General features: G+C 31.6%; 20 protein-coding genes. 5 read left to right on the top strand and 15 right to left on the bottom strand.

Going from position 1 to position 22850, the window contains the following annotated elements:
• Window positions 1–49 precede the first annotated feature (49 nt).
• From ASC44_RS04845 to deoC, 9 genes are all read right to left on the bottom strand, one after another.
• The gene (locus ASC44_RS04845; RefSeq protein ID WP_055446492.1) at window positions 50–1801 is read right to left on the bottom strand and encodes a DUF4209 domain-containing protein; all 1752 of its coding nucleotides are present in this window, start codon (window positions 1799–1801) and stop codon (window positions 50–52) included.
• A 450-nt stretch (window positions 1802–2251) separates the two neighbouring features.
• Window positions 2252–2707 carry a hypothetical protein gene (locus ASC44_RS04840; RefSeq protein WP_055446491.1) on the bottom strand — a complete coding sequence of 152 codons (456 nt, stop codon included), beginning with the start codon at window positions 2705–2707 and terminating at the stop codon, window positions 2252–2254.
• Window positions 2708–2852: 145 nt separating this feature from the next.
• Window positions 2853–5321, bottom strand: coding sequence for a DUF5686 and carboxypeptidase regulatory-like domain-containing protein (locus ASC44_RS04835; RefSeq protein ID WP_055446490.1), 2469 nt, complete (start codon window positions 5319–5321; stop codon window positions 2853–2855).
• A 110-nt stretch (window positions 5322–5431) separates the two neighbouring features.
• Complete coding sequence (locus ASC44_RS04830) at window positions 5432–7057, bottom strand: S8/S53 family peptidase (protein WP_083476240.1); 1626 nt, start codon at window positions 7055–7057, stop codon at window positions 5432–5434.
• Window positions 7058–7069: 12 nt separating this feature from the next.
• On the bottom strand, window positions 7070–7531 hold the full coding sequence (smpB, locus tag ASC44_RS04825) for an SsrA-binding protein SmpB (RefSeq protein WP_055446488.1): 462 nt from the start codon (window positions 7529–7531) through the stop codon (window positions 7070–7072).
• Between the two features lie 34 nt (window positions 7532–7565).
• Window positions 7566–8099: a GNAT family N-acetyltransferase gene (locus tag ASC44_RS04820; RefSeq protein WP_055446487.1), complete on the bottom strand. Its 534-nt coding sequence runs from the start codon at window positions 8097–8099 to the stop codon at window positions 7566–7568.
• Window positions 8092–8610 (bottom strand): SixA phosphatase family protein, encoded by a 519-nt coding sequence (locus ASC44_RS04815; RefSeq protein WP_055446486.1) that lies wholly within the window; start codon window positions 8608–8610, stop codon window positions 8092–8094. The genes ASC44_RS04820 and ASC44_RS04815 overlap by 8 nt, the downstream gene beginning before the upstream one ends.
• Before the next feature lie 46 nt (window positions 8611–8656).
• A complete protein-coding gene (locus tag ASC44_RS18435) occupies window positions 8657–8785 on the bottom strand; it encodes a hypothetical protein (RefSeq protein ID WP_275044197.1) in 129 nt (42 codons plus the stop codon).
• Between the two features lie 288 nt (window positions 8786–9073).
• The gene (gene deoC / locus ASC44_RS04810) at window positions 9074–9742 is read right to left on the bottom strand and encodes a deoxyribose-phosphate aldolase (protein WP_055446485.1); all 669 of its coding nucleotides are present in this window, start codon (window positions 9740–9742) and stop codon (window positions 9074–9076) included.
• An 82-nt stretch (window positions 9743–9824) separates the two neighbouring features.
• Here deoC and mqo point away from each other — a divergent pair, with 82 nt between their 5' ends.
• Window positions 9825–11318, top strand: coding sequence for a malate dehydrogenase (quinone) (mqo, locus tag ASC44_RS04805; RefSeq protein WP_055446484.1), 1494 nt, complete (start codon window positions 9825–9827; stop codon window positions 11316–11318).
• Here the strand turns inward: mqo and ASC44_RS04800 are convergent.
• Both ASC44_RS04800 and clpB read right to left on the bottom strand, forming a co-directional pair.
• Window positions 11311–11697, bottom strand: a complete 387-nt coding sequence (locus ASC44_RS04800; protein ID WP_055446483.1) for a hypothetical protein — start codon at window positions 11695–11697, stop codon at window positions 11311–11313. The two genes, mqo and ASC44_RS04800, sit on opposite strands and share 8 nt — an antisense overlap.
• 224 nt (window positions 11698–11921) lie before the next feature.
• Window positions 11922–14528: an ATP-dependent chaperone ClpB gene (gene clpB, locus ASC44_RS04795; RefSeq protein WP_055446482.1), complete on the bottom strand. Its 2607-nt coding sequence runs from the start codon at window positions 14526–14528 to the stop codon at window positions 11922–11924.
• A 275-nt stretch (window positions 14529–14803) separates the two neighbouring features.
• Between clpB and ytxJ the strand changes: the two genes are divergently transcribed.
• From ytxJ to ASC44_RS04780, 3 genes are read left to right on the top strand one after another with little or no spacing between them, the layout of a single operon-like run.
• A complete protein-coding gene (gene ytxJ / locus ASC44_RS04790; RefSeq protein WP_055446481.1) occupies window positions 14804–15187 on the top strand; it encodes a bacillithiol system redox-active protein YtxJ in 384 nt (127 codons plus the stop codon).
• A 12-nt stretch (window positions 15188–15199) separates the two neighbouring features.
• On the top strand, window positions 15200–15712 hold the full coding sequence (locus ASC44_RS04785) for a DUF3124 domain-containing protein (protein ID WP_055446480.1): 513 nt from the start codon (window positions 15200–15202) through the stop codon (window positions 15710–15712).
• 52 nt (window positions 15713–15764) lie between these two features.
• Window positions 15765–16220 (top strand): hypothetical protein, encoded by a 456-nt coding sequence (locus ASC44_RS04780; RefSeq protein WP_152973271.1) that lies wholly within the window; start codon window positions 15765–15767, stop codon window positions 16218–16220.
• Between the two features lie 48 nt (window positions 16221–16268).
• Here the strand turns inward: ASC44_RS04780 and ASC44_RS04775 are convergent, their stop codons facing one another.
• Both ASC44_RS04775 and fahA read right to left on the bottom strand, forming a co-directional pair.
• Window positions 16269–17450: a hypothetical protein gene (locus ASC44_RS04775; protein ID WP_055446478.1), complete on the bottom strand. Its 1182-nt coding sequence runs from the start codon at window positions 17448–17450 to the stop codon at window positions 16269–16271.
• Window positions 17451–17557: 107 nt separating this feature from the next.
• Window positions 17558–18868 carry a fumarylacetoacetase gene (gene fahA, locus ASC44_RS04770; RefSeq protein ID WP_055446477.1) on the bottom strand — a complete coding sequence of 437 codons (1311 nt, stop codon included), beginning with the start codon at window positions 18866–18868 and terminating at the stop codon, window positions 17558–17560.
• 143 nt (window positions 18869–19011) lie between these two features.
• Here fahA and glyA point away from each other — a divergent pair, with 143 nt between their 5' ends.
• Window positions 19012–20286 (top strand): serine hydroxymethyltransferase, encoded by a 1275-nt coding sequence (gene glyA / locus ASC44_RS04765; RefSeq protein ID WP_055446476.1) that lies wholly within the window; start codon window positions 19012–19014, stop codon window positions 20284–20286.
• Window positions 20287–20348: 62 nt separating this feature from the next.
• Here glyA and ASC44_RS04760 read toward each other — a convergent pair whose 3' ends face one another.
• Together ASC44_RS04760 and ASC44_RS04755 are read right to left on the bottom strand one after the other, a co-directional pair.
• A complete protein-coding gene (locus ASC44_RS04760) occupies window positions 20349–20951 on the bottom strand; it encodes a hypothetical protein (RefSeq protein ID WP_055446475.1) in 603 nt (200 codons plus the stop codon).
• A gap of 282 nt (window positions 20952–21233) precedes the next feature.
• A complete protein-coding gene (locus tag ASC44_RS04755) occupies window positions 21234–22784 on the bottom strand; it encodes a hypothetical protein (RefSeq protein WP_055446474.1) in 1551 nt (516 codons plus the stop codon).
• Between the last annotated feature and the right edge of the window lie 66 nt (window positions 22785–22850).

Here is a 22850-nt window from a genome sequence, read left to right as displayed (position 1 = left end):
TCGGCAAACCTATATTAGCTATGCTTTAAATACATTGTTGTGCCTAGTATTATTTCTCAATTTTATTAAATTTATAATTGCCAAGTTTTAAAAAGGCACAAGTTAATAACCACATCACAGCAGCTGAATAATTTTTAGGTTTGTAAAAACAATGAGCAATATTATTTCTCAAATTCATACCTTCTGATGTGAATATAAATTTAAAAAAAGCAATATCATTTTCTGGTATTATGTCTTTAATTTTGTCATTTTCAATAAGCTTATCAAATGAAATTCTTTCCTGAGTACCATTTTCTTTAATATCAATTGTTTGCGCTCCAATATTTCTGGAAAAGGACCTTAAAACACCTTCAAATTTTAAAACTAAAGAGTCAATTGATAAAATGTAACCAGTTTCACTATTTTTATTTTCTTTTAAATCAATTTCTGATTGCGAAAAATAACTCGCAAATGAAGGCATTAAAAGGTCAAGCCAATTGAATGTTTCTTTTACTCCATCAGCATTTGTACTGATAATATCTTCTCCATACCAAGTGTGATTTTCAAAGTAGTCTTTCAAAGATTTAAAACCAATCTTTTGATTTTTTAAACCTTTAGTGAATATTAACCATAAGTGACGCAAGGAAAAATTTTGAATATGAATGTTGTATTCGTTTATTCCATTATTTTCAGAACTACTAACATTACGATTAATATCAAAGTTCATAGTGCTAACTAAATCCATCGTAACAGATTTCACTTTTTTGTCAAGCACATCTGCTTTTGGGAATATTTTAGCTAATATTAGATATTCATAAATTTCTTTGCTTTCTCCCTTATCTGTAAGTTCTGTTGTATACGCTTTTAGATTATCCCACCATTTTTGTAATTCAGGACTTGAATGTTCAGACTCAATAGATTTAAAATTGAGGTTGTCCTTAGCTTTTTCAATTAATAAAGTTACTTCCTCTACTTTTTCTTTATTACCTGCCTTTTGATATTGTTTTAATGCTCTAATATAGTAATCATGTACAGCAAAACTCTCTTTGTGTTTTTCAGAATCTATAATATGAAAGTCACCAAGTTTATTCTGATATTCCTTAGCGGAAACGCCTTGTTTTGAGCAAATTCGAATTAACAAGTTTAAATACTCTTTTGAAAAGTCTGGATACAAAGTATTATCAATTACGGATTTTGAATAGTCAAAGAAATCTTCTACATATTTGTTAATCACTTTTTTTCCTTCTGAAAGGATAAAGTTCATAATAGAATATTTTTGATATCCGTTTAGTTCATCTTTATGCAAATGACTTATAAGAAATTCAATTATCTCTTTCTTTTTGTAGTTTATAGTTTCACTTAAAATGAATAAGTTTTCATAGTTTAAAGCGAAACCTCGATTAGTTAAATTGTCATCTTTGGGTAAACTTATATTTTTTAGAAATGTAAAATAATTATCAATAGCTCTTTTTGCATAGTCAATATGCTTCTCAGCGCTTACCCAAATAACGTGATTGTATTTAGCTTTGTTTCGAGGATTTGAAATGTCTTCCGAAGTTGCTCTAGATTTTATGTGCTCAAAGTTGTCGTCAAATAAGGACAATTCAGGATATGATTTTTCTCCTATTGAATGTTTTGGAATTAATTTGCCTTTTTCAAAATTTAAATCATTGAAAAACATCTCGTATGACAGTATCTTTTTTTCAATCTCGTCCTCAGTTTTTTCTATAATAGAGTTTAACTTATTAGATATACCATAACTCCTAATCAGACTGTTGTCCTTTTCTAAAAAGGCATAATATTTTTCTAAGTTTTCAAACATTGGATATAAGTTTCTGGATATTGGCACAATGTCGTTGATATGAAACCGTTTTAATACTGAATCAAGTTCAGCACAAGTGTTTTATATCATACGTTAAACGAAGTTCGACTATTTTTTTTACAAAGTCAAGCTTAGAAATGCATAGCACGAAATTCTTATCTCGCTATAAAAAAGAACAAGTTTTACTAAATTCACCAAAATTATTATTGATGTAATTGTAAATTGATGGTTGTTCAGTTGTTTCTATAGGGGATTACGTAGAAACTACGGTACTTTTTGTTAGAAAAGAAGTGGAAGAGTTTGATAAAATCGAGTATGGTGAGTTTCGATTTGTACCGCTTTTAGAGGATAAGAATTAATTTTTTTTGAGCGGTTTGTTTAATGTTTGCGTGCAAGAGTAGTTACAAGCAAGCAGCTACCTTTGGTTAAGCAACTAAACCGCAATTATTTTTATACGATGTTAGGCACAGTATTTTTATCCGTTTTAAGTTTCCATAAGAAATATATCAAACCAAAAATGGGAAAAACAATATCTAAAGTTTTTGACCAACTAAATTCGAAATATGAGAGTCGGGATTCATCCATTTCGATATTTGCTAAATAACTCCAATATAGTTTATTAATTCCGCCAAAAACTATTGTCAGAAAAACTGTAATTATAATTAAAGTATAAACTGCTTTATTTTTTAGTTTTCCTTTTTTTAGAAATCGATTATATAAAAAAATCAAAAGCAAGAGTGATAAAATTCCGATAATGATGTTTAACGAAATTAAAACATATTCATTTTCGATTCTTAATTCCACATTTAACCACAAAAGTAATCCAATCAATATGTTGTAAGATTTTTTGAAAATCAGATATATTAAAACACTTGACAATGCGATTCGGATAGTTTTATTTTTCATTGAGTTTGTGTGTGTTCATATTGTGACTAATGTCATTGATATGAAACCGTTTTATTATTTTATACGTTAAACGAAGTTCGATTATTTTTTTGACAAAGTCAAGTAGAATGTTATAGCAGAAGATTCCTGCTTATGGAGGAATTTGTTAAAAACTTATCCCAAACATTACAGCGTCATTCGCAAAGCCACTTTGGTAAGAGCGTACATAATCTACTCTCAAGAATCTAAACTTACCAAAGCCAATATTATCTACACCAATTGAGTATTCTGAATACGGTTTATTGTCTTGTGTAAAGGCTGCTTTTGCACCTAAAATAAGATTGAAGTTAAGCTTATTTATTAACGGAATTTTATTTAATATGTAACCATTAAATCGATATTCAGTATGTATTTCTGCATAACTGTCATTAGTACTTAACGCATAATAAGGCAAGTTTTTAAAGGAGTTTAAATAAGAGCCATCTAACTTTACATTAGTTTGGTTGCCATTAAAGTGATGGTAATCCATGAAGGCAATGTTGTCTGCATTTGCAAAAACACCAGCTTGCGTATTATATTCAAATTCACCTTTATTGCCAAGGCGTATGCGTTGTCTTAGTCTTGTTTTAAACTGGTCGAAGTTATAATTAGAATCTGTAGCTGCGAAGCCTTTTTCATAACCAAAAGACAGTGTTGGATACTTACTATTTGGCATATTGTATTTGCCATCTGGATAGCTTAAATAATCTTGCGCAAAGTTTATAGTCGCAATCACATTAAGCTTCGCAATATTATGAGTGTTAAAAGGTCGAGAGGTAAAATCTGTTTCATTTAACGGATTATTACTTGTGTAATTATCACGATCTTCGTTAACCATTACATAGTCTGTATTATTAAATAATGCTTTTCTACGTTCGAAACCTAATGAAGAATTTAATTTAACACCATTAATAATCTCTTGATAGTATTGTCCTTGTGCAAAAGTTCTATCATAAAGTTTCATGTAATTATCTTCAAAAAGTAATGTACTCACTAAGTTTTCGGTATTAGAAATTGGGTTAGAACTATTAAACTGTTCTGTTTTAACTCCTCCAGAAAGAGATATAATACGATTGTTAATTGAGTTAAATTTATAGCGGGCATTAACTGTTCCGCGTAAGCGATTGTCTGCCTCTCCAAAGTTTGCATCTCCAGCGATACTAAAGTAGCGCTTGTACTCATCGTAATTTTTTGTGTAACGCATGCCTAAACTTGCGTTCCAGCCTTGCACAGTGTTAAAGGTGATTTTTTCGATTGGCGAATCTATACTAAAACGATAGTTTTTATGAGAGTTTTGATAACTGTAACCGCCTAAGAGATTTCCTATTTTAAATGTGTTATGCTCCTTATCGATAGAATCTAAGTATGGTTTAGATTCTTTTATAAGTTGTATGCTGTCTTTTTTAACATAATCTGTAGATTCTTCGACTGTTAAAGGTACAGGTCGTTTTGTATCCCAAAAAAGAGAGTCTTTTTTGTTAGAGTTTTCTTCAAAGGAGAGTATTTCTCTAGTAAAATTTTTAGCGTTAAATTCTGGTGTAAAATCGTAATCGCTGTAAATAGCTGTAAATCTACCTTCTCCTTTAAAACCAAATAACCCATATTTAAAATCTATAGTTTGAGAAATTAATGCCCAAATTTTGTCAGTTTCAGAGTAGGAGAATGTTTGTTTTAAGGTTAATAAATCTACAGGTGCCATACCAGTGCGTTTACCTGTAATAGTAACATCTGTTGCATAAAGTAACCATTGGTCTTCTACAATGTATATGTAACCAGAAAAAGCAGCGTCATTATCGCGCTTTGGTGAGATTAATATTTTATTGATGAGGTTGTTATTATCGTCGTAAAAAACACCTTCTAGTTTGTAATTGTAGTAATTAAAGGCATAATCTGCTATTGGAGAAATAACAGTGTTACCAAGATCGAATGTGTTTTGGTAAAAGTTATAGTTAACATCTGTAGCGTTATTAAAACTAAAACCACTAGCATCTCCACTGACTTTAGAGGCTAAAATTTTCTCTTTTAAACGTTTTGGTTTTTGATATTCAATTTCCGAAATGGTTTCAGATAAATAAATAATACCACTTCTAGTAGAGTCTAATTCTACATCTAGCATTTCGTCAACGTCTTGTCCAAATATTTTTTTAGGTGCGTCTTTAATTTTAATAAGTCCGCGAGAATAGAAATTGGCTTTGTACTCGCTTAATTTTTCTAAAACATCTTTACGTTTTGCAATAGTGTTTCTTATAATTTGGTTTGCAGGATTTTCTTCGGAATTAATAACCACTTCACTTAAAGATATATTTTCTTCAACTAGTTTAGCGTCTAAAACATAAGGAAAAGACATTATGGAGATACTCTTTTTAAGTGTTTTAAAGCCTAAATATTGAAAAACAATGGTGTAATCTCCTTTTTTAGAAATGTCTAAAGTGTAGTTGCCATTTTCATTAGTAGTTGTTCCTGTGTAGGTATCGTTTATGTAAACGTTAACAAACGGCAAGGTGTCATCGGTATTCGAGGATACAATTCCAGTAACTTGGGCAAAAGAAAAATTTGCAATAATAAAAGAAAGGCAGAGTAGTTGGTATTTATTCATGCTTAAGGTTGGTTTTTATACTATAGACGCAATTTTTTTTTAAAAGGTTGCCTGTAGACTAACCAAACTTAAATAAAATAAACAATTATGGTTTTAGTTTTAACGCAATTTTAATTAATAACTAATTTTTTTGTAGCTGTAGTGTTATTCGTTTTTACTGTTACTAAGTATAATCCTTTAGATAGATTATTAACAGAAACACTATTATTGCTTTTGGTTAAATTAGTAGTAAACACTTGCTGTCCTAATAAATTATGAATCTCTAAATTTGCCGTGTTATTAAAACTATTTAAGTTAATGTTTAAAACACCGTTAGTAGGGTTTGGATACATTATAAAATTTGAAATACTTTTAGAATCGACGCTTAAGGTGTTGTCTAAAGCTAACATAGCGGCTTGCATATTTGGTAAAGGACCAATATGGCCTCCAGAACCTTGAGGTATTCCGGTATTAATCATTAATGTTCTTAATTCTTGAGAGGTTAAATAGCTTCCGTTCTGGGTTAGAGCATGCGATTGCAAAACAGCTGTAAAACCACCTATTATTGCCGTAGCAGAACTGGTTCCGCTAAAACAAGAATTGTATGTTTGGTTAAACTCGCCACCAAATACTATTGTAGATGTACAAGCGTTACCAAGAGTGTATACATTTTCTCCCCAAGCTTGAACATCTACGCGAGAACCATAGGTAGAAAAGCTCATTTTGTGATGGTTCGAGTCTGAAGTTCCTGCGCCAACTATAATAGCTCCACTGTCTCCTCGAGCAGTATAGCTGCTGTAAGAAGCATGGTCTAAATCTTCGTTTCCATTTCCTGCAGCGGCTACAATTACAATTCCTGCATCTGTAGCTGCTTTTGTAAGATCCCAGATAGTTTGCTCATATTCGGCAAGAACAAAATCATTAGAGCCAGTGGTTTGCATTTCGAAAATAATAATATCTCCAGCGCTAGAATCTGCAATGGCATTAGAAGTCGCTAAAACACGATTGTAATTATACTCTTCTGTCCATTCAGGATAGAGTACATATTCGTTTGCACCATGTGCTAAGCCACTTACGCCATAAATACCTTTATCTGCAAAAACAATACCTGCGACACCAGTACCATGTTCTGTAAAAGCAGTTGATGCATTAGTATTTATAGTTGTATTTGGTGCTAAAGAAGCATTGGTATGGTCTAAATCTTCATGGTTTGTATTAATACCGTATTCTACAGCTTTAATATTTATTCCTGTTCCATTAATGCCGTTATCCCAAGCATATCTTACATTAACACCTGGATTAGATTCTATGTAACCTTGGTTGCTTTCTAAATCACTAGTTGTAGGAGCAATATCGTGAGGAGGTTGCATAGGCGTTGTGATTGCGCTATATGCGTAAAGTAATTGGTCGGTGTTTTTTAAGGTTTCAAGAAAAGATTCTCTTTCAGATTCTGTAAAAAGACCTTCTATTCTAAAGGTGTTTTTTAAAGTAAAATTGGTTTTAGACAACCGACTAAGGTTTTCAATCTGAGCCTTTGTAAACCCATATGCCTTTTTTATTTCAAACGTATAGTTTGCGTTTAAATTAACTAATTCAGAATAATTTAAAACTTCTTTTGGTGAAGAGAATTCTAATTCAGCATCTAATTTAAAGTAAAAACGAGCAAATTCCTTATTGGTTTGGGCGCAAACGCTTAATGCTGTAAAAAATACTATAAGACCCAAAAGCACGTGTGTTTTATTAAGAGTCTTTATCATATTTTATTTTTTTTAGTTATTATGATCTTTTTTTATTCGAGCCAAATCACGCTTACTATCACGATCTTTAATAGTTTCACGCTTATCGTAAAGCTTTTTACCTTTTGCTAAAGCAATATCTAGCTTAGCATACCCTTTATCGTTTATAAACAAACGTAAGGGAATAATAGTTAAACCAGAATTTGTAACTTCCTTTTCAAGTTTTTTTAATTCTTTCTTATTTAATAGAAGCTTTCGTTCTGCTTTGGGTGCATGATTGTAGTAATTACCATAAACGTATTCTTGTATGGTCATGTTAATTACGAATAGCTCATTTTTCTCGTTAAATTCACAAAAACTTTCGGCAATAGAAGCTTTACTATCACGAATAGATTTAATCTCTGTTCCTGATAAAACGATTCCAGCTGAGTATCTGTCTAATATTTCGTATTGAAATTTAGCTTTTTTATTAAGTATATTTACGGTTTTCTGCATTGTGTTACAAAACTAAACATTTTTAAAAGAACTATTATATTTCCTTAGTCATTATTAGCATTCCTCTTAGAGGTTTGTGTAGTAAATCGAAATTTAAACTTGTTTTACCACTTATTTGGAAACCTTGTTTTGTATAGAATTTTATAGCTTGTTCTTGAGTATTCATTGCTTTTAGCCACAATAAATTAGTATTGTTTGCTTTAGCTCTTGTTTCAATCCAATTAAAAATAGTTTTTGCGACACCTTTTCCTTGAGCTTCGATACCTAAATAAATTCTATGAATGTAAGTTGCTTTTTTATTAGCGTTTAAAGGCTCGTGAAACTGAATTCGGCATATACCAACAGGCTTATCTTTATAAAGAACAAAATAATATTCAGCGTCTTTTTCTAGTAGCTCTTTTTGTAATTGCTCGAGATTGTAAAAGGTGTTAATGTAAAAGGAACAATCTTCATTTTTCCATAAATGCTTGTAAGCAGGAGGATAAATACGTTGTATTAGGTTAACTAATTTCGAGTGGGAGTCTATAGTAATAGTCTCGAGCTGAAGGTTTTTATTAAGATTAGTCAACCTCAATTACTTTAGAGTTGATTTTGTTTTCACTATTAATTGTAACAATAAAAAGTTTACTATTTATAGCTTCGTCTATGGATTCGTATTTCTCTTCACCTAAAATTTTATTTACAAAAGCAGGTGTTGTGTTGCTATGTCCAACAATTAATACGGTCTGGTTTTTAGTTTCATCCAAAAAAGTTTTAATATCTAAAGTGTTAGGGCTGTAAGGTGTGATTTCTAACTCTTGATTGGTTGCTGTAGGAGAAGCGGTTGCCATGGTACGATTATAATTGGTTGAATAAATAGCATCCAAATCAATGTTTTTGAAATGATTAGACCATTTTTCTGCTCTGTCTAGTCCTTTTTCTATCAAATTTGGGTCTTTGTTTGTAGCGTCGCTTTTGTCTTTTTCAGCATGACGAATAAGGTAGTACGTGGTTGTTTCTTCATTTAATTTTGTTTCATTTTGTGCTTTGGCGCAAGAGAAAGTGATAATAAGAAGATAAATTAAGAGTAGTTTTTTCATAAAAAAAATAAATTTGAATAAGTTATAATGCAGTTTCGGTCATGTTTTAAAAAGTACTTTCTCGTCCTTTACTGGTTGAAGATTTTTCTGCAATTAAAGAGTCTAAAATAGTTAATAAAGTCAATGCATTAACGTTATGCTTTGCTACATCGGTGTATAATCTGGCGGTTTCCATTTCTGCGCCAAGCACAGCAAATTTACTCCATTTTTTATAAGATTCGAAATCCTTTGCATAAAACGCGTCACTAATACATACATTTTCTGCTTTTATAACAATGTCTCTAATTTTTATGTGTTCTTGTTAAGAGCCATTGTTGGCAACCCGAAAAACGTTACTACCATCTATTTTGTTATTAATCGATTTCTATATAATAATATCGCCTTATTTAGACTGCAATATGTATGGATATTTTGTTGGATTTAAAAGATGAAAGTACTTAAAAGGAGATTTGTTGTTCTAGGTTTAATAATTTTTTTCTTCGGAAACACCTCCTGTTACAATAGCAATTCCATTAGAAGTTCCTATTCTATCTACACCAATATTAATATATTCTAAAGCTGTTTTAGTGTCTCTAATACCGCCTGAAGCTTTTATTTTAGTCGTACCATTTTTAATAACACCTTTCATGAGTGTTATATCTTTAATAGTAGCGCCTCCTGTTCCAAATCCAGTAGATGTTTTAATGAAGTCTGCACCAGATTTTATAGCAAGTTCGCTAGCTTTAATTATTTCGTAATCTTCTAAATAACAGGTTTCAAGAATTACTTTAAGTGTTCTGTTGGGCATTTCTTTTTTTACGGCTTCAATATCTTCGGAAACAGCATCAAAATCTTTGCTTTTTAGAAAACCAATGTTTAAAACCATATCAATTTCATCTGCTCCATCCAATACTGCTTGTTTGGTTTCTTGAACTTTAGTATTGGTACTCATTGCTCCTAAAGGGAAGCCTATAACACTACAGATTTTAATATCTGTGTCTAATAATTCTTTTTTAGCTAAAGAAACATAACATGAATTTACACAAACGGAAAAAAATTGATGTGCCTTCGCTTCTTGACAGAGTTTTATAATATCGTTTTTTGTAGCTGTAGCTTTTAAAAGTGTATGATCTATGTATTTGTTTAACTTCATAATCCGAATTTACAGTTTTAATAAAAGTATTATAATTACTTTTATTACAAAAGTATATCTTTAGGCTTTAGAATTATTTTATATGACTATTAATAACGATTACGACTTAGTTTGTGTGGGAGGAGGTATCATGAGTGCTACATTGGCATTAATGGTAAAATTGGTTAAACCAGAAATTAATATTTTAATTTTAGAGCGTTTAAGTAAACCAGCTCAAGAAAGTTCTGCTGCATGGAATAATGCAGGAACAGGACATTCTGCTTTATGCGAATTAAACTATACGCCAGAAAAAGGAGACACCGTAGATTGCTCTAAAGCTTATAAAATTTGTACTCAGTTTGAGTTGTCTAAACAATTTTGGAGTTTTTTAGTTGAAGAGCATTTGATTGAAAATCCTGAGGATTTTATAAATCCAGTGCCACACCATAGTTGGGTTACGGGAAAAGATAATGTCGATTTTCTAAAGAAAAGATTCGCAGCCTTAAAAGATCATTTTATGTTTGAAGGCATGGAGTTTACTGAGTCTTTAGATAAGATGAAAGAGTGGTTTCCGTTAATAACCGAGAATAGAAGTGACGATGAGGTTATGGCTGCTACGCGAATAGAACGTGGTGCAGAAATGAATTTTGGATCGCTAACCGAAAAACTATTTCATATTCTAGAAACTAAATTTAATACGCCTGTATATTGTAACGAAGAGGTTTTAGATATTGATCCGGACGATGATGTTGAATGGTCCGTTAAGGTGAAAAACACAATAACAGGAGATAAGCAACTATTTGATGCTAAACATGTTTTTATCGGAGCAGGAGGTGGAAGTTTATTGTTGTTGCAGAAAGTTGAAATAGAAGAGAAAGAGGGTTATGGCGGTTTTCCGGTAAGTGGAGAATGGTTGGTTTGTAAAAATGAGGCTTTAATAAAGCAACATTTAGGAAAAGTATATAGTAAAGCAGGACCAAACGATCCTCCAATGTCGACTCCACATTTAGATACGCGATTTATAGATGGAAAACGACAATTAATGTTTGGACCATTTGCAGGATTTAGTCCTAAGTTTTTAAAAGAAGGATCGACTTTAGATTTGTTTAAATCTATAAAAGCCGATAATATAAAACCAATGCTAAGTGCGTTTTGGGATAATTTGCCACTTACTAAATATCTAGTTGAACAAGTAACAGCATCTCATGAAGATAGGATGGATAACTTACGAAAATTTGTAAAAGATGCTAAAAGCGAAGATTGGGAGCTTTTAATAGCTGGACAACGTGTTCAAATTATTAAAAAAGACGAATATGAAGGCGGAAAACTGCAGTTTGGAACAGAAGTCGTTAGGAGTAAAGATGGAAGTATTACTTGTTTGCTTGGTGCTTCTCCAGGAGCTTCAACTGCAACACATGTTATGTTGGAGGTTTTTGAAATTGCGTTTCCAGAGGTTGTTAATTCTGAAGAAGGAAAACGTAAGCTGAAAAAAATTGTGCCCATGTGGAAAACTATAATGGATGAAAAGCGCTTCCGAAGAACTATTGAAAATTCAGAGAAAAGTTTAAAGCTAGAAGTTAATAAAAATGCTATTTAACTTTATGTTCTTTAATGATAGCGTGTACCCATTCGACAGCATGAGATAAATTATCGAAAATACCATAAGGCTTATCATAAAATTCTTTTTCAAATTCGGCGCTATTTCGCATGCTAAGTGTTTCAGGAATAATGGCAACTGCTACTAAATTTGGAATTTTTTCAGTTTCACGATACACCAATGGATTTACTGAATATGATTTTGCACGATTAGAAATATAGGCTATGTTTTTGCCAAGAAAGTACTTTTGAATAATTTCGTTTAATTTTTCGTTATGTCTTTCTTCAACGAAAACATCTTCTTTGATTTGAGTGATTAAAAAGTCGTCGAAAATAAATACTTCTGAATCCTCAAGATTGTGATAGTGAAATAGTCCCATAGTAGTTTGATTAGTGTCTTACTAATTTAATGTTTTTAAACTAAAAAAGCGACACTAAACTTTACGTTTTATGTCGCTTTTTCAAACTAACTAACTAACTAACTAACCATCATCTTAAAAACGAACTTGTTCTTCGTTTATTTTAGTATTATTTTGATTTAACAATACTTTATGATTTCTTGTCACTAAGCGAGAAGCGAAGCCTCTATTCTTATTACACTTTATTAGGCTTCTTCAGTAACCAAATCGCCTTGATTTCTAAATACCAATTCTTTATCGAAAGCATCAAGTAATATAATACTGTCTGTTGTTACTTTACCAGAGAGAATCTCTTTACTTAGGGCATTTAATACTTCTTTCTGTATTACTCTTTTTACCGGTCTTGCTCCAAATTCTGGATCGTAACCTTTTTCTGCTAAGTAGGTGATTGCTTCTTGTGTTGCATCGAATATTATGCCTTGTTTGGCAATCATTTTAGTAATGCCTTTTAACTGCAGACCAACTATTTCTGTAATGTTCTCTTTAGATAAAGGTGTAAATAAAATAGTATCGTCAATTCTATTTAAAAACTCTGGTCTTACAGTTTGTTTTAATAAACCTAAAACATCAACCTTAGCCAATTCCATGGCAGTATCAATATCTTTTGTTGCAGCAAAACGATCTTGTATTAACTGACTTCCCATATTAGAGGTCATGATAATAATTGTGTTTTTAAAATCGGCAGTTCTACCTTTATTGTCTGTTAAATGGCCTTCGTCTAGTACTTGTAATAAAATATTAAAAGTATCTGGATGGGCTTTTTCAATTTCATCTAACAATACAACAGAATATGGTTTTCTACGCACAGCCTCAGTTAATTGTCCACCTTCTTCGTAACCTACATATCCAGGAGGTGCACCAACAAGTCTACTTACTGCATGACGTTCTTGGTATTCACTCATGTCTATACGTGTTAAAGCGCTTTCATCATCAAATAAATACTCTGCTAAAGCTTTAGCTAATTCTGTTTTACCAACACCGGTTGTTCCTAGAAATAAGAAGGTTCCAATGGGCTTTTGCGGATTCTGTAATCCAGCTCTTGAGCGTCTTACAGCATCACTTACAGCGATAATAGCTTCTTCTTGGCCAACAACTCGTTTGTGCAACTCGTCTTCTAATTTTAAAAGCTTTTCACGATCAGTTTGCAACATTTTGGTAACAGGAATACCTGTCCATTTTGCAACAACTTCTGCAATGTCTTCGTAAGTGACTTCTTCTTTAATTAATGATGTTTCAGATTTAGCATTAAATTCTGTCTGCATTATCTCAAGTGCTTCTTGAGCTTCTTTTATTTTTCCATAACGTAACTCTGCTACTTTACCATAATCGCCATCACGTTCGGCTCTTTCAGCTTCAATTTTAAAGTTTTCGATATCCTGCTTAGCATTTTGAATATTATCAACTACTGCTTTTTCACTTTTCCATTTCGCATTAATCTCGTTGCGTTCTTCTTTTATATTTGCTAAATCGCTTCGTAAAGATTTAAGTTTTGTTTCATCTTTCTCGCGTTTAATAGCTTCAATTTCAATTTCTAACTGCATAACCTTTCTATCTAAAACATCAAGTTCTTCAGGTTTAGAGTTTATTTCCATACGTAATTTAGCAGCAGCTTCATCCATTAAATCAATGGCTTTGTCTGGTAAATAACGATTGGTAATATAGCGCGTCGATAATTCTACAGCACCAATGATGGCTTCGTCTTTAATACGAACCTTGTGGTGTGTTTCGTACTTTTCTTTAATACCTCGCAAAATCGAAATAGCACTTTCAGTATCTGGCTCATTCACCATTACCTTCTGAAATCTACGCTCTAAAGCTTTGTCTTTTTCAAAGTATTTTTGGTACTCGTCTAAAGTGGTTGCTCCAATAGCACGTAGCTCTCCACGAGCTAATGCTGGCTTTAAAATGTTTGCTGCATCCATTGCGCCTTGTCCGCCACCAGCTCCAACTAATGTGTGAATTTCGTCAATAAATAGTACAATGTCTCCATCGCTATTTGTTACTTCTTTTATAACGGCTTTTAAACGCTCTTCAAATTCACCTTTAAATTTTGCACCAGCAATAAGTGATCCCATATCAAGTGCGAAAATTTGCTTATCGACAAGGTTTTCTGGAATATCTCCATCTACAATTCTGTGTGCTAAACCTTCTGCAATTGCTGTTTTTCCAGTTCCTGGCTCTCCAACTAATATTGGATTGTTTTTGGTTCTACGTGATAGAATTTGAAGTATTCTTCTAATCTCCTCATCACGACCAATTACAGGATCTAGTTTTCCGTCTTTTGCTAATTGATTTAAGTTTTTTGCATACTTGTTTAATGCATTGTATGTTTCTTCTTGGCTTTGTGAAGTCACACGATCACCTTGTCTCAACTCGTCTATAGTTGCTTTTAATGCTTTTTCTGTTACACTTTGGTCTTTTAAAACCTGTGCGATTTTACTTTTAGATTTAAAAATAGCTAAAATTAAATGTTCGATTGAAACATACTCATCGTTCATGTCTTTAGCAATAATTGATGCTTCGTTTAATGCCTTAGAAGCGTCGCGAGAGATACCTAGTTCACCTCCCGAAACTTTAGAGAAACTTTCAATTTGTTTATCTAAGATTTGTTTTAACATTGGTACATTTACATTCATTTTTTTTAAAATGAATGGCAGCACGTTTTCATCAACTTCAAAAATGGCTTTAAAAATATGTTCATTTTCTATTTGACCGTTACCTAAGCCTTGCGCAATCTGTTGCGCCTGCTGTATGGCTTCTTGCGATTTTGTTGTATAGTTATTAAAATTCATATTATAATGTTTTACGATTTCTAAGCTCGAAACTTTGAGTATAGAAACCTTATTGTTTTTCTTTTTACTTTTAGCTATATTTCAATTATCTTACCAAATACAAGGTGGTGACAAAAAGTCTGATTTTCAATAAATAAGCATGACTTTGTGTCTGTAACTTCTTTTTTTTATTGCAGATGTAAGTTAGTGATAACCTTTCGACAAAATCAATGATAATTGTCATGAAATCAATATTTTTGTAATAATTATTTCAAAAGATTTAATTAAAAAAAATAATTATTATGTTTAAAAAATTATTCGGCTCAAAAGAACCAAAAGAAGAGAAAATATTACCTTGGAAGCAGTTAACAACTGTAGATCAACTTAATGTTATAGAGAAATTATCTAAAGGAAAAACGCAAGTTATATTTAAGCACTCAACACGCTGTGGTATAAGTAGAATGGTAATGAATCAATTTGTATCGGCATTTGATGTAGATGCTAATTTAGATTTATATTATCTAGATTTATTAAGTTTTAGAGATGTATCTAGCGAAGCTGGATTTAAGTTTCAGGTTATGCACCAATCGCCACAACTTTTAGTTATTAAAAATGGAGTAGTGGTGTCTCATGCAAGTCATGGTGCTATTAACGAGATTGATTTAGCTAAATTTGTTTAATAATTTATAAAAATGAAAAATGTATCGTTATTAATTTTAGTAACCTTATTTGCTTTAGGATGTGATAAAAGCGCTAAAAGTGATGTGGTACCTTCTAATAACTGGAAAGCTATGCAGTGGAATAATAAGCTAGACTCCTCTTTGGTTTCTGGAGCTAGTTATTTATCTGTTTATTCTCAAATATATAGTACTACAGAGCATAAAACACACGATCTAACAGCAACTGTTAGTATAAGAAACGTTAATAAGAAAGATACAATTTTTATAAAAAAAGCTAATTATTATAATACTAATGGCGATTTATTAAGGACCTATTTTGAGACTCCAATTTTTGTAAAGCCTATGCAAACTATTGAAATAGTTATAGACGAGAAAGATAAGACAGGAGGAACAGGAGCAAACTTTGTGTTTGATTGGTTAGCGCCTAAAAGAGAAAAAGCACCTTATTTTGAAGGCGTAATGATTACTACTTATGGGCAACAAGGTTTGTCTTTTACTACCAAAGGTTTAACGATTAATGAGTAGAAACTTCTGTAGAGGTTTTATTTTTTATAAATTCACGGTATATTTTAAATTTATGAAAATAAAAGTCTTAAGAATAGTATTTCTAATATTGTTCGCTACAAATTTTTCATGTAGTAGTGATGATGCTTGCAGTGATGATGATCTTCCGGTTAATTTCAAAGTTAAAGTTAAGTTGGTTTCAGAAGATGGAGAGAACTTATTGAATGACGATGATTTTGATGTCTCTTTATTAAAATTGACGGATATAAGTAATGCTATAGTTAGTCGAGCCTTTGTTCAAACAATAGAAGATGGAGTTGAGTTAATTGAGTTCGATGCTCTAAATATGAGTAGCGTAAGTTTTGTATACGATGATGAAAATGAGTTTTATTTCGGATTTCATGACATTATAATGGAAACAGTAAACTGTACTATTCAAGTTTCAAGCTACAAAGCAAAAAAGCTAAATGGAGACTTAGTTTGCGATTGCAATGCAAATACTATTTTAGTTGTTACTTTAGATTTATAAATAGCAAACAAAAAAAACTCACAATTTAATTGGAGTTTTTTTTTAATCTTAGCTTCTAAAAGTATAACGCGTTATAATATTTTTTAGTTTAAACTTAAGGTCTTCACCGGTATCGAAAACCATTTGTTCATTACTAGGAAAACGAATTCTTCTATTTTTAAGAATTTGAACATCTTCATTTGTTAAAGCTCTTTTATCTCCTTTTACTGTAGCATATAGATTATCGAATATAAACTCACTATCTATTGGAAAGCTTTCTAATACTTGATTTTGTTTTAAATCACTATAGACAACATTTGCATTGACTTGAGTAGATTTAAACTGATTAAATTCGTTAAATCTAGCTTTTGCTGTAATTATTTTGTCTTGCTTGATATCATTACCGAGACTATCTTTTACAACATTACCGTTAGCATCTAAAACATATTCCCAACCATCAATAATATTCTTTTGTCTTAGTAACTGTTTTTCTGTTATACGTTCAGGAGATACGTTTATTCTTTTTAATTGCAACGCCATTGAAAAATCGTAATCTATGCTTTGATTTGTTTTTGCATGATATACGGTCCAGAAGTCGTTTAAGCCATAAGTATCGAAATTTAGTAAGTCGTCCTGCAAACGTGCTGGTATTATTTGATTAGTTTGATTTTCAATAACTACAAGAACATAGTTTGTTCCTTGATGTTGTGCAATCTCCATTAGTTGCCTTACGTCTTTAAAATTTGCATTTATACTTTCAATATATTCTAAGGTGTCGAAAGCAATTCTATTATTGGTTTTATTATCCTTTTGCATTAATGAAACGGCTGTATCATATTTATAGTTAGATAATTTTGCTCTGTAGTCTACTATAGAATTTGTGTAATCATTAAAATTTAAAGTCAATAATTTTCCGTCAATATGTAGAGGCATCACTGCTTTTATAGCACGTTGTCTATCTTCTAAATCTAAATAAGTATTGAATATATGTTGATACTGCTCTGGGTTACCATCCTTTTTTAAATGGTTAATATCATTATGGTTTTCTTCAACAACTTTGTAAAATGCATCTTGAAGCATTACAATGTAATCTTGCTTACGCTTTTTGTCTTTGTTGTTTTCTAATTTTTTAAGAGCATTACTAATAGCTAGATCGTAATTTCCAGAATGTAATTGCTTTTCAATTTGTTTTCTTCCTACACAAGATGTTAGTATTAGAAGAAGTGCTGCTAATAATGTAAAATTTTTCATGTGTTTGGTTTTTATTGGTTTATACCTACTGTAAATCCAATTAACGTGCCAAACTTAAAAAAAGCTACTATCACTAGTGTTTGAATTAGGTCAGTTTAAAGGCTTTTTTAAATAATGTTATTGTGTTTATTTATTTTTTTAGCGTTATAAACAGGTAAAAGCTTAGTTGAAACTTCTCCAAAACCTATACGTGTTCCGTCTTTTTCGCAATAACCACGCATAATAACTGTATCATTATCATTAATAAATTTGCGTTCACTACCGTTATTTAATTTCACAGGTTTCTCGCCTCTCCAAGATAGCTCTAGCATAGAGCCATAAGAATCTGGTGTTGGTCCAGAAATTGTACCACTACCCATCATATCTCCGGAGTTTATAGGGCAACCATTAATAGTATGATGTGTTAATTGCTGAGCCATCGACCAATACATGTATTTAAAATTAGAACGACTCACAACTGTTTCCTTAGCTTTTTCGGGCTGTATAGAGACTTCTAGGTTAATATCGAAGCTCTTTTTTCCTTTTTGCTTAAGGTAATCTAATTGCTTTTTTATAGGTTTTGGACTCGTTACACGATAAGGTTCTAACGCATCTAAAGTAACAATCCAAGGAGAGATTGAAGACGCAAAACTTTTCGCTAAAAATGGTCCTAATGGTACGTATTCCCATTTCTGAATGTCTCTAGCACTCCAATCATTAAATAATACTAATCCAAAAATATATTCTTCTGCTTCATCAATAGGAATTGGTTCTCCTAAATCGTTAGCATCTGTAGTAATAAACGCCATTTCTAATTCGAAATCTACTAACTTACTAGGTCCAAAAACAGGCTCTGTTGCTCCTGCTGGTAATGTTTGGCCTTGTGGTCTGTGTACTGGAATTCCAGAAGGAATAACAGAACTACTTCTACCGTGATATCCAACAGGTATGTGTAACCAATTTGGAAGTAATGCATTGTCTGGATCTCTAAACATAGTTCCCACATTTGTAGCGTGTTCTATACTTGAGTAGAAATCTGTATAATCACCAATTTGTACAGGTAATTGCATCTCGATTTCATCTAAACGAAATAATACGGCTTCTTTATGTTTAAGGTTTCCTTTTAAGGTTTCGTTTTCATCATCAAATATTTCAGCAATTCTATTACGCACTAAACGCCAAGTTTTACGTCCATCTGCAATAAAGTCGTTTAAAGTATCTTGTAGAAAAATATCATCTGTTAACGGGATATTTTCAAAATATCCTAATTGGTGCAAAGCACCTAAGTCTATAGCAGTATCTCCAATTCTAGTACCTATGGTAATAATGTCATCTCTAGTTAAAAAGACTCCAAAAGGTATATTTTGAATTGGGAAATCAGAATTTTTATCGACGTGTAACCACGATTTTCTGTCTGGATTATTGGCTGATAATGGCATATGTATAGTTGTTGATTTGTTGTTTATAAATTCTAAGTAAATATATGTTTTTTGAATTATTTACCGTTGTTATTTCTTATTTTTGATAAATTTTTAACGTTAATCAATTTTCGAAATTACGAAAGTTACCAAAAGATAAGCATATGCAACGCGACGAACAAATATTTGAATTAATTGAAGCCGAAAAAAATCGCCAATTAGAGGGTTTAGAATTAATCGCATCAGAAAACTTTGTAAGTGAACAGGTTATGGAGGCTACAGGTTCTGTTTTAACCAACAAATACGCCGAAGGTTATCCTGGGAAGCGTTATTATGGAGGTTGTGAAATAGTTGATGAGGTAGAGCAAATAGCTATTGATAGAGCTAAAGCCTTGTTTGGTGCTGCTTATGCTAATGTTCAGCCGCATTCTGGAAGTCAGGCAAACACAGCAGTTTATCATGCATGTATAAAACCAGGTGATAAAATTTTAGGATTCGATTTATCTCATGGTGGACATTTAACTCATGGTTCTCCAGTAAATTTTTCGGGAAGATTATATAATCCTGTATTTTACGGAGTAGAAGAGGAGACAGGCGTTTTAGATTATGATAAAATTCAGGAAATAGCAACTCGCGAACAACCAAAATTAATTATCGCAGGAGCTTCAGCGTATTCAAGAGATATCGATTTTAAACGTTTTCGTGTTATAGCAGATAGTGTAAATGCTATATTATTAGCAGATGTTTCTCATCCTGCAGGTTTAATTGCAAAAGGAATATTAAACGATCCTATACCGCATTGTCATATAGTAACTACTACTACGCATAAAACATTACGTGGTCCTAGAGGAGGAATGATTTTAATGGGAAAAGATTTTGAAAATCCTTTTGGTTTAAAATTAAAGAACGGAAAATTAAGAATGATGTCTTCTTTATTAGATTCTGGAGTATTTCCAGGAAATCAAGGCGGACCATTAGAGCATGTTATTGCTGCTAAAGCAATTGCTTTTGGTGAAGCTTTAACTGAAGAGTTTATGCATTACATGCTACAAGTTAAAAGGAATGCATCAACTATGGCAGCAGCATTTGTAGCAAGAGATTACAAAATTATTTCTGGAGGTACAGATAATCATATGATGCTTATTGACTTAAGAAATAAAAATATTACGGGAAAGGAAGCAGAGCAAGCGCTAGTAAAAGCGGATATTACTGTAAATAAAAATATGGTACCTTTTGATGATAAATCTCCTTTTGTAACATCAGGAATTAGAATTGGTACTGCCGCAATTACAACGCGTGGTTTAAAAGAAACTGAAATGGAAGCTATTGTTAATTTAATAGACGAAGTAATAAATAATCACGAAAATGAAGAAGTACTTGAAGCAGTAGCTGTTAAAGTAAATGCTATGATGAGTGACTTACCATTATTCAAGATGTAAACATGTTGGTAAATAAATATAAAAAATCCTATTCGTTAGAATAGGATTTTTTTTGTTTGTATTTATTTTTTAATTAATCTATAGGTCTCAATACCCAATGCTTCTTTTTGTTTTTTCAACTTTTCTCTGGGATAAGTATCGTATAGATATATTGTGCTTTTATTTTTTTTCTTAAATACGAAGCCAAACGAATCGTCTTGAAAAAGACTTTTTATTTCGTCACAAATAATAACATAACTATCTACAGTTGGAGGGCCGCAAAAAACATCAGTTGAGTAATAAATGTATTTGTTATTAAATAAAGGAAAACCAGACATTAGTCCATTATTTTGAATCTGTAAATTATTAGATACTATAGTTCCAGAGCTGTCTTTTAAAACATAGGTTCCTGTTAATAGTTTGCTTCTAGTGTAGTAATAAATGGGATTTGGATATTTGTAATTGGCTTTAAACCTTTTATTTACTCTTATATATCTAATAGTTTTAGATTTGTATTCGTTATTGGAAGGAGTATAAAGTGTTATTCTGTTGCCTATAAAAGTAATTATGGATTTATAATCGTTATACAATTCAATTTCCGAAGTTCTGAATTGATTATAACCATTATTTTCAGAAAGATTAATTTTAAAGCTTCCCTGTTCAAGTATTGTATCTTTTTTATTCACTAAATACTCAGAAACTTCAGGTCTTAGTAAATGATCGTGCAGAGAAGAAAATCCTATATTTAGTATGTTACCTTTTAATTCATCATTATTAACTCTTATTCCAACTGGAGCATCTGGGCTAAATGCTTTTTTAGATTTAATAATGCTATTACTTTTTTCAAACGAATTATAAAAATCTTCAGCAATCCATATTCCATTATAGTCTTTAATATTAAAGTGCGCTTGAGATATTGATAAATTTGAACTTAGTAATATTAAAAAAAGAAATATTTCATTTTTAGATTAAAAATCAATATGCTGATAAGCACCCAAATCTGAAGGATTTGTTCTTTCAACACCTAAGATATCGCTTGTTTCAATAGTGCTTAATATTGTTCCTTTTGCGTTTGCATTAGAATCGTTACCTATTAGCAAATCATTATCAAAAGGTGCTCTAAATTCTGGATCTTGATTACGGATTACGTTATCGTAATGTGTAGTATCATTAAAATCGTAATTATCACCATTTGGATTATTAAACGACTCTTCAAATTTTACTAAGCAATTTGTGAATTTAAAATCAAAGGTTACAGCAGGATCTGTTACTTCGTCAATAATAAATTCTGGATTATCATTACCGTATATTATAGAGTTGTTAAAGTTAGCTTCCGTAAAAACAGTAACATTTGTTATATTATTAGCATCTATAAAAAAGTTATTTACCAAAAGCGCAGGGAATTGTCTAAAACTGTTATTCCAGTAATTAGCTATAGTTGTATGTGTAAAGTTGTATTTACCGCCTTGTGTTAAAGCAACTGAAGATTGACCCGCATTATTTACAACCAAGTTTTCGGCTGTAATAGAAGTGTTTCTAGCTAAAATACCATAATTACTAAAGTTGTATAGTTGAGAATTGGTGATTGTTAACTTATCCTGAGCGCCATCTGCGTTACCATCAATTAGTATTCCAACGGTTCCATTTTTAATTGTAGCGTGGTTAATTATATTATTAACACTATTTTCGAAAAGCCATATGCTTCCCCATTGTCCTGGAACATTTGCAAAAGCAGTTTCTAATCTATCGCCTTCAAAAATAACTTCATTTTCCATAAGATCTTGATCTGCGCTTAAATCACCATTAACTTGAAGTGAAGCATTTTCAGAAACTAATAAGCCAGAATTAGCATGAAAATGTACTCTTGCTCCAGCATCTATAGTTAATGTTTCTCCATTTGGTACAGCAGCATAACCATAAATAACATAAGGCCTTTGGTTTGTAAATGTTAGTTCTGAAGGTAATAATTCTCGACCTTGAATTTCAGTTTCTACTACTTGTCCATCTACAGTTAGAGTAAGTGTTTCAATAATTCCAGTTGTATTATCACGATCTGGGTAAATAAATACAGCATCTTTTACTAAGGTTACTAATTCTACGGATTGAAGATTACTGCCTGCATCAAAATTAATTTTATCTGTATAAAGAAATTCGTTGTTTAATGTGCCTTGGTCTTCAATATCGATGGTAGTTTCTACAAAAATAAACAGACTGTCTTTTGCTTGTATTTCTACGTTGTTAAAGGTTTGTCCTGCATTTCCATCCACATTTAATCTGTAATTTGAACTTGATCCACGTTCTAAACCAATGGTTGGAATTGAGATGTCATTATTACTTCTATTGTAAACTTTTAAATTATAGGTGCTTGAGCCAATATTTGTAAAAACGGTATCTAAATAGACCGTATCTTTAGAGAATTCAAGGCTTCCTGTACTTGGTGCGAAGTCAAAATCTTGACGGCATGAACTCCAAAATAATAGAAAACTAAAACAGGCAATAAAGTAAAATATGCGTTTCATAGAAAAGTAATTGTATATAGTGGCTTTAAGCGACTAAAATATAACTTTTGAATTGATGTTTTAGTA

The sequence above is a fragment of the Lacinutrix mariniflava genome, assembly GCF_001418015.1.
GTDB lineage: Bacteria > Bacteroidota > Bacteroidia > Flavobacteriales > Flavobacteriaceae > Lacinutrix > Lacinutrix mariniflava.
This window is presented reverse-complemented; position numbering and strand designations above follow the sequence as displayed.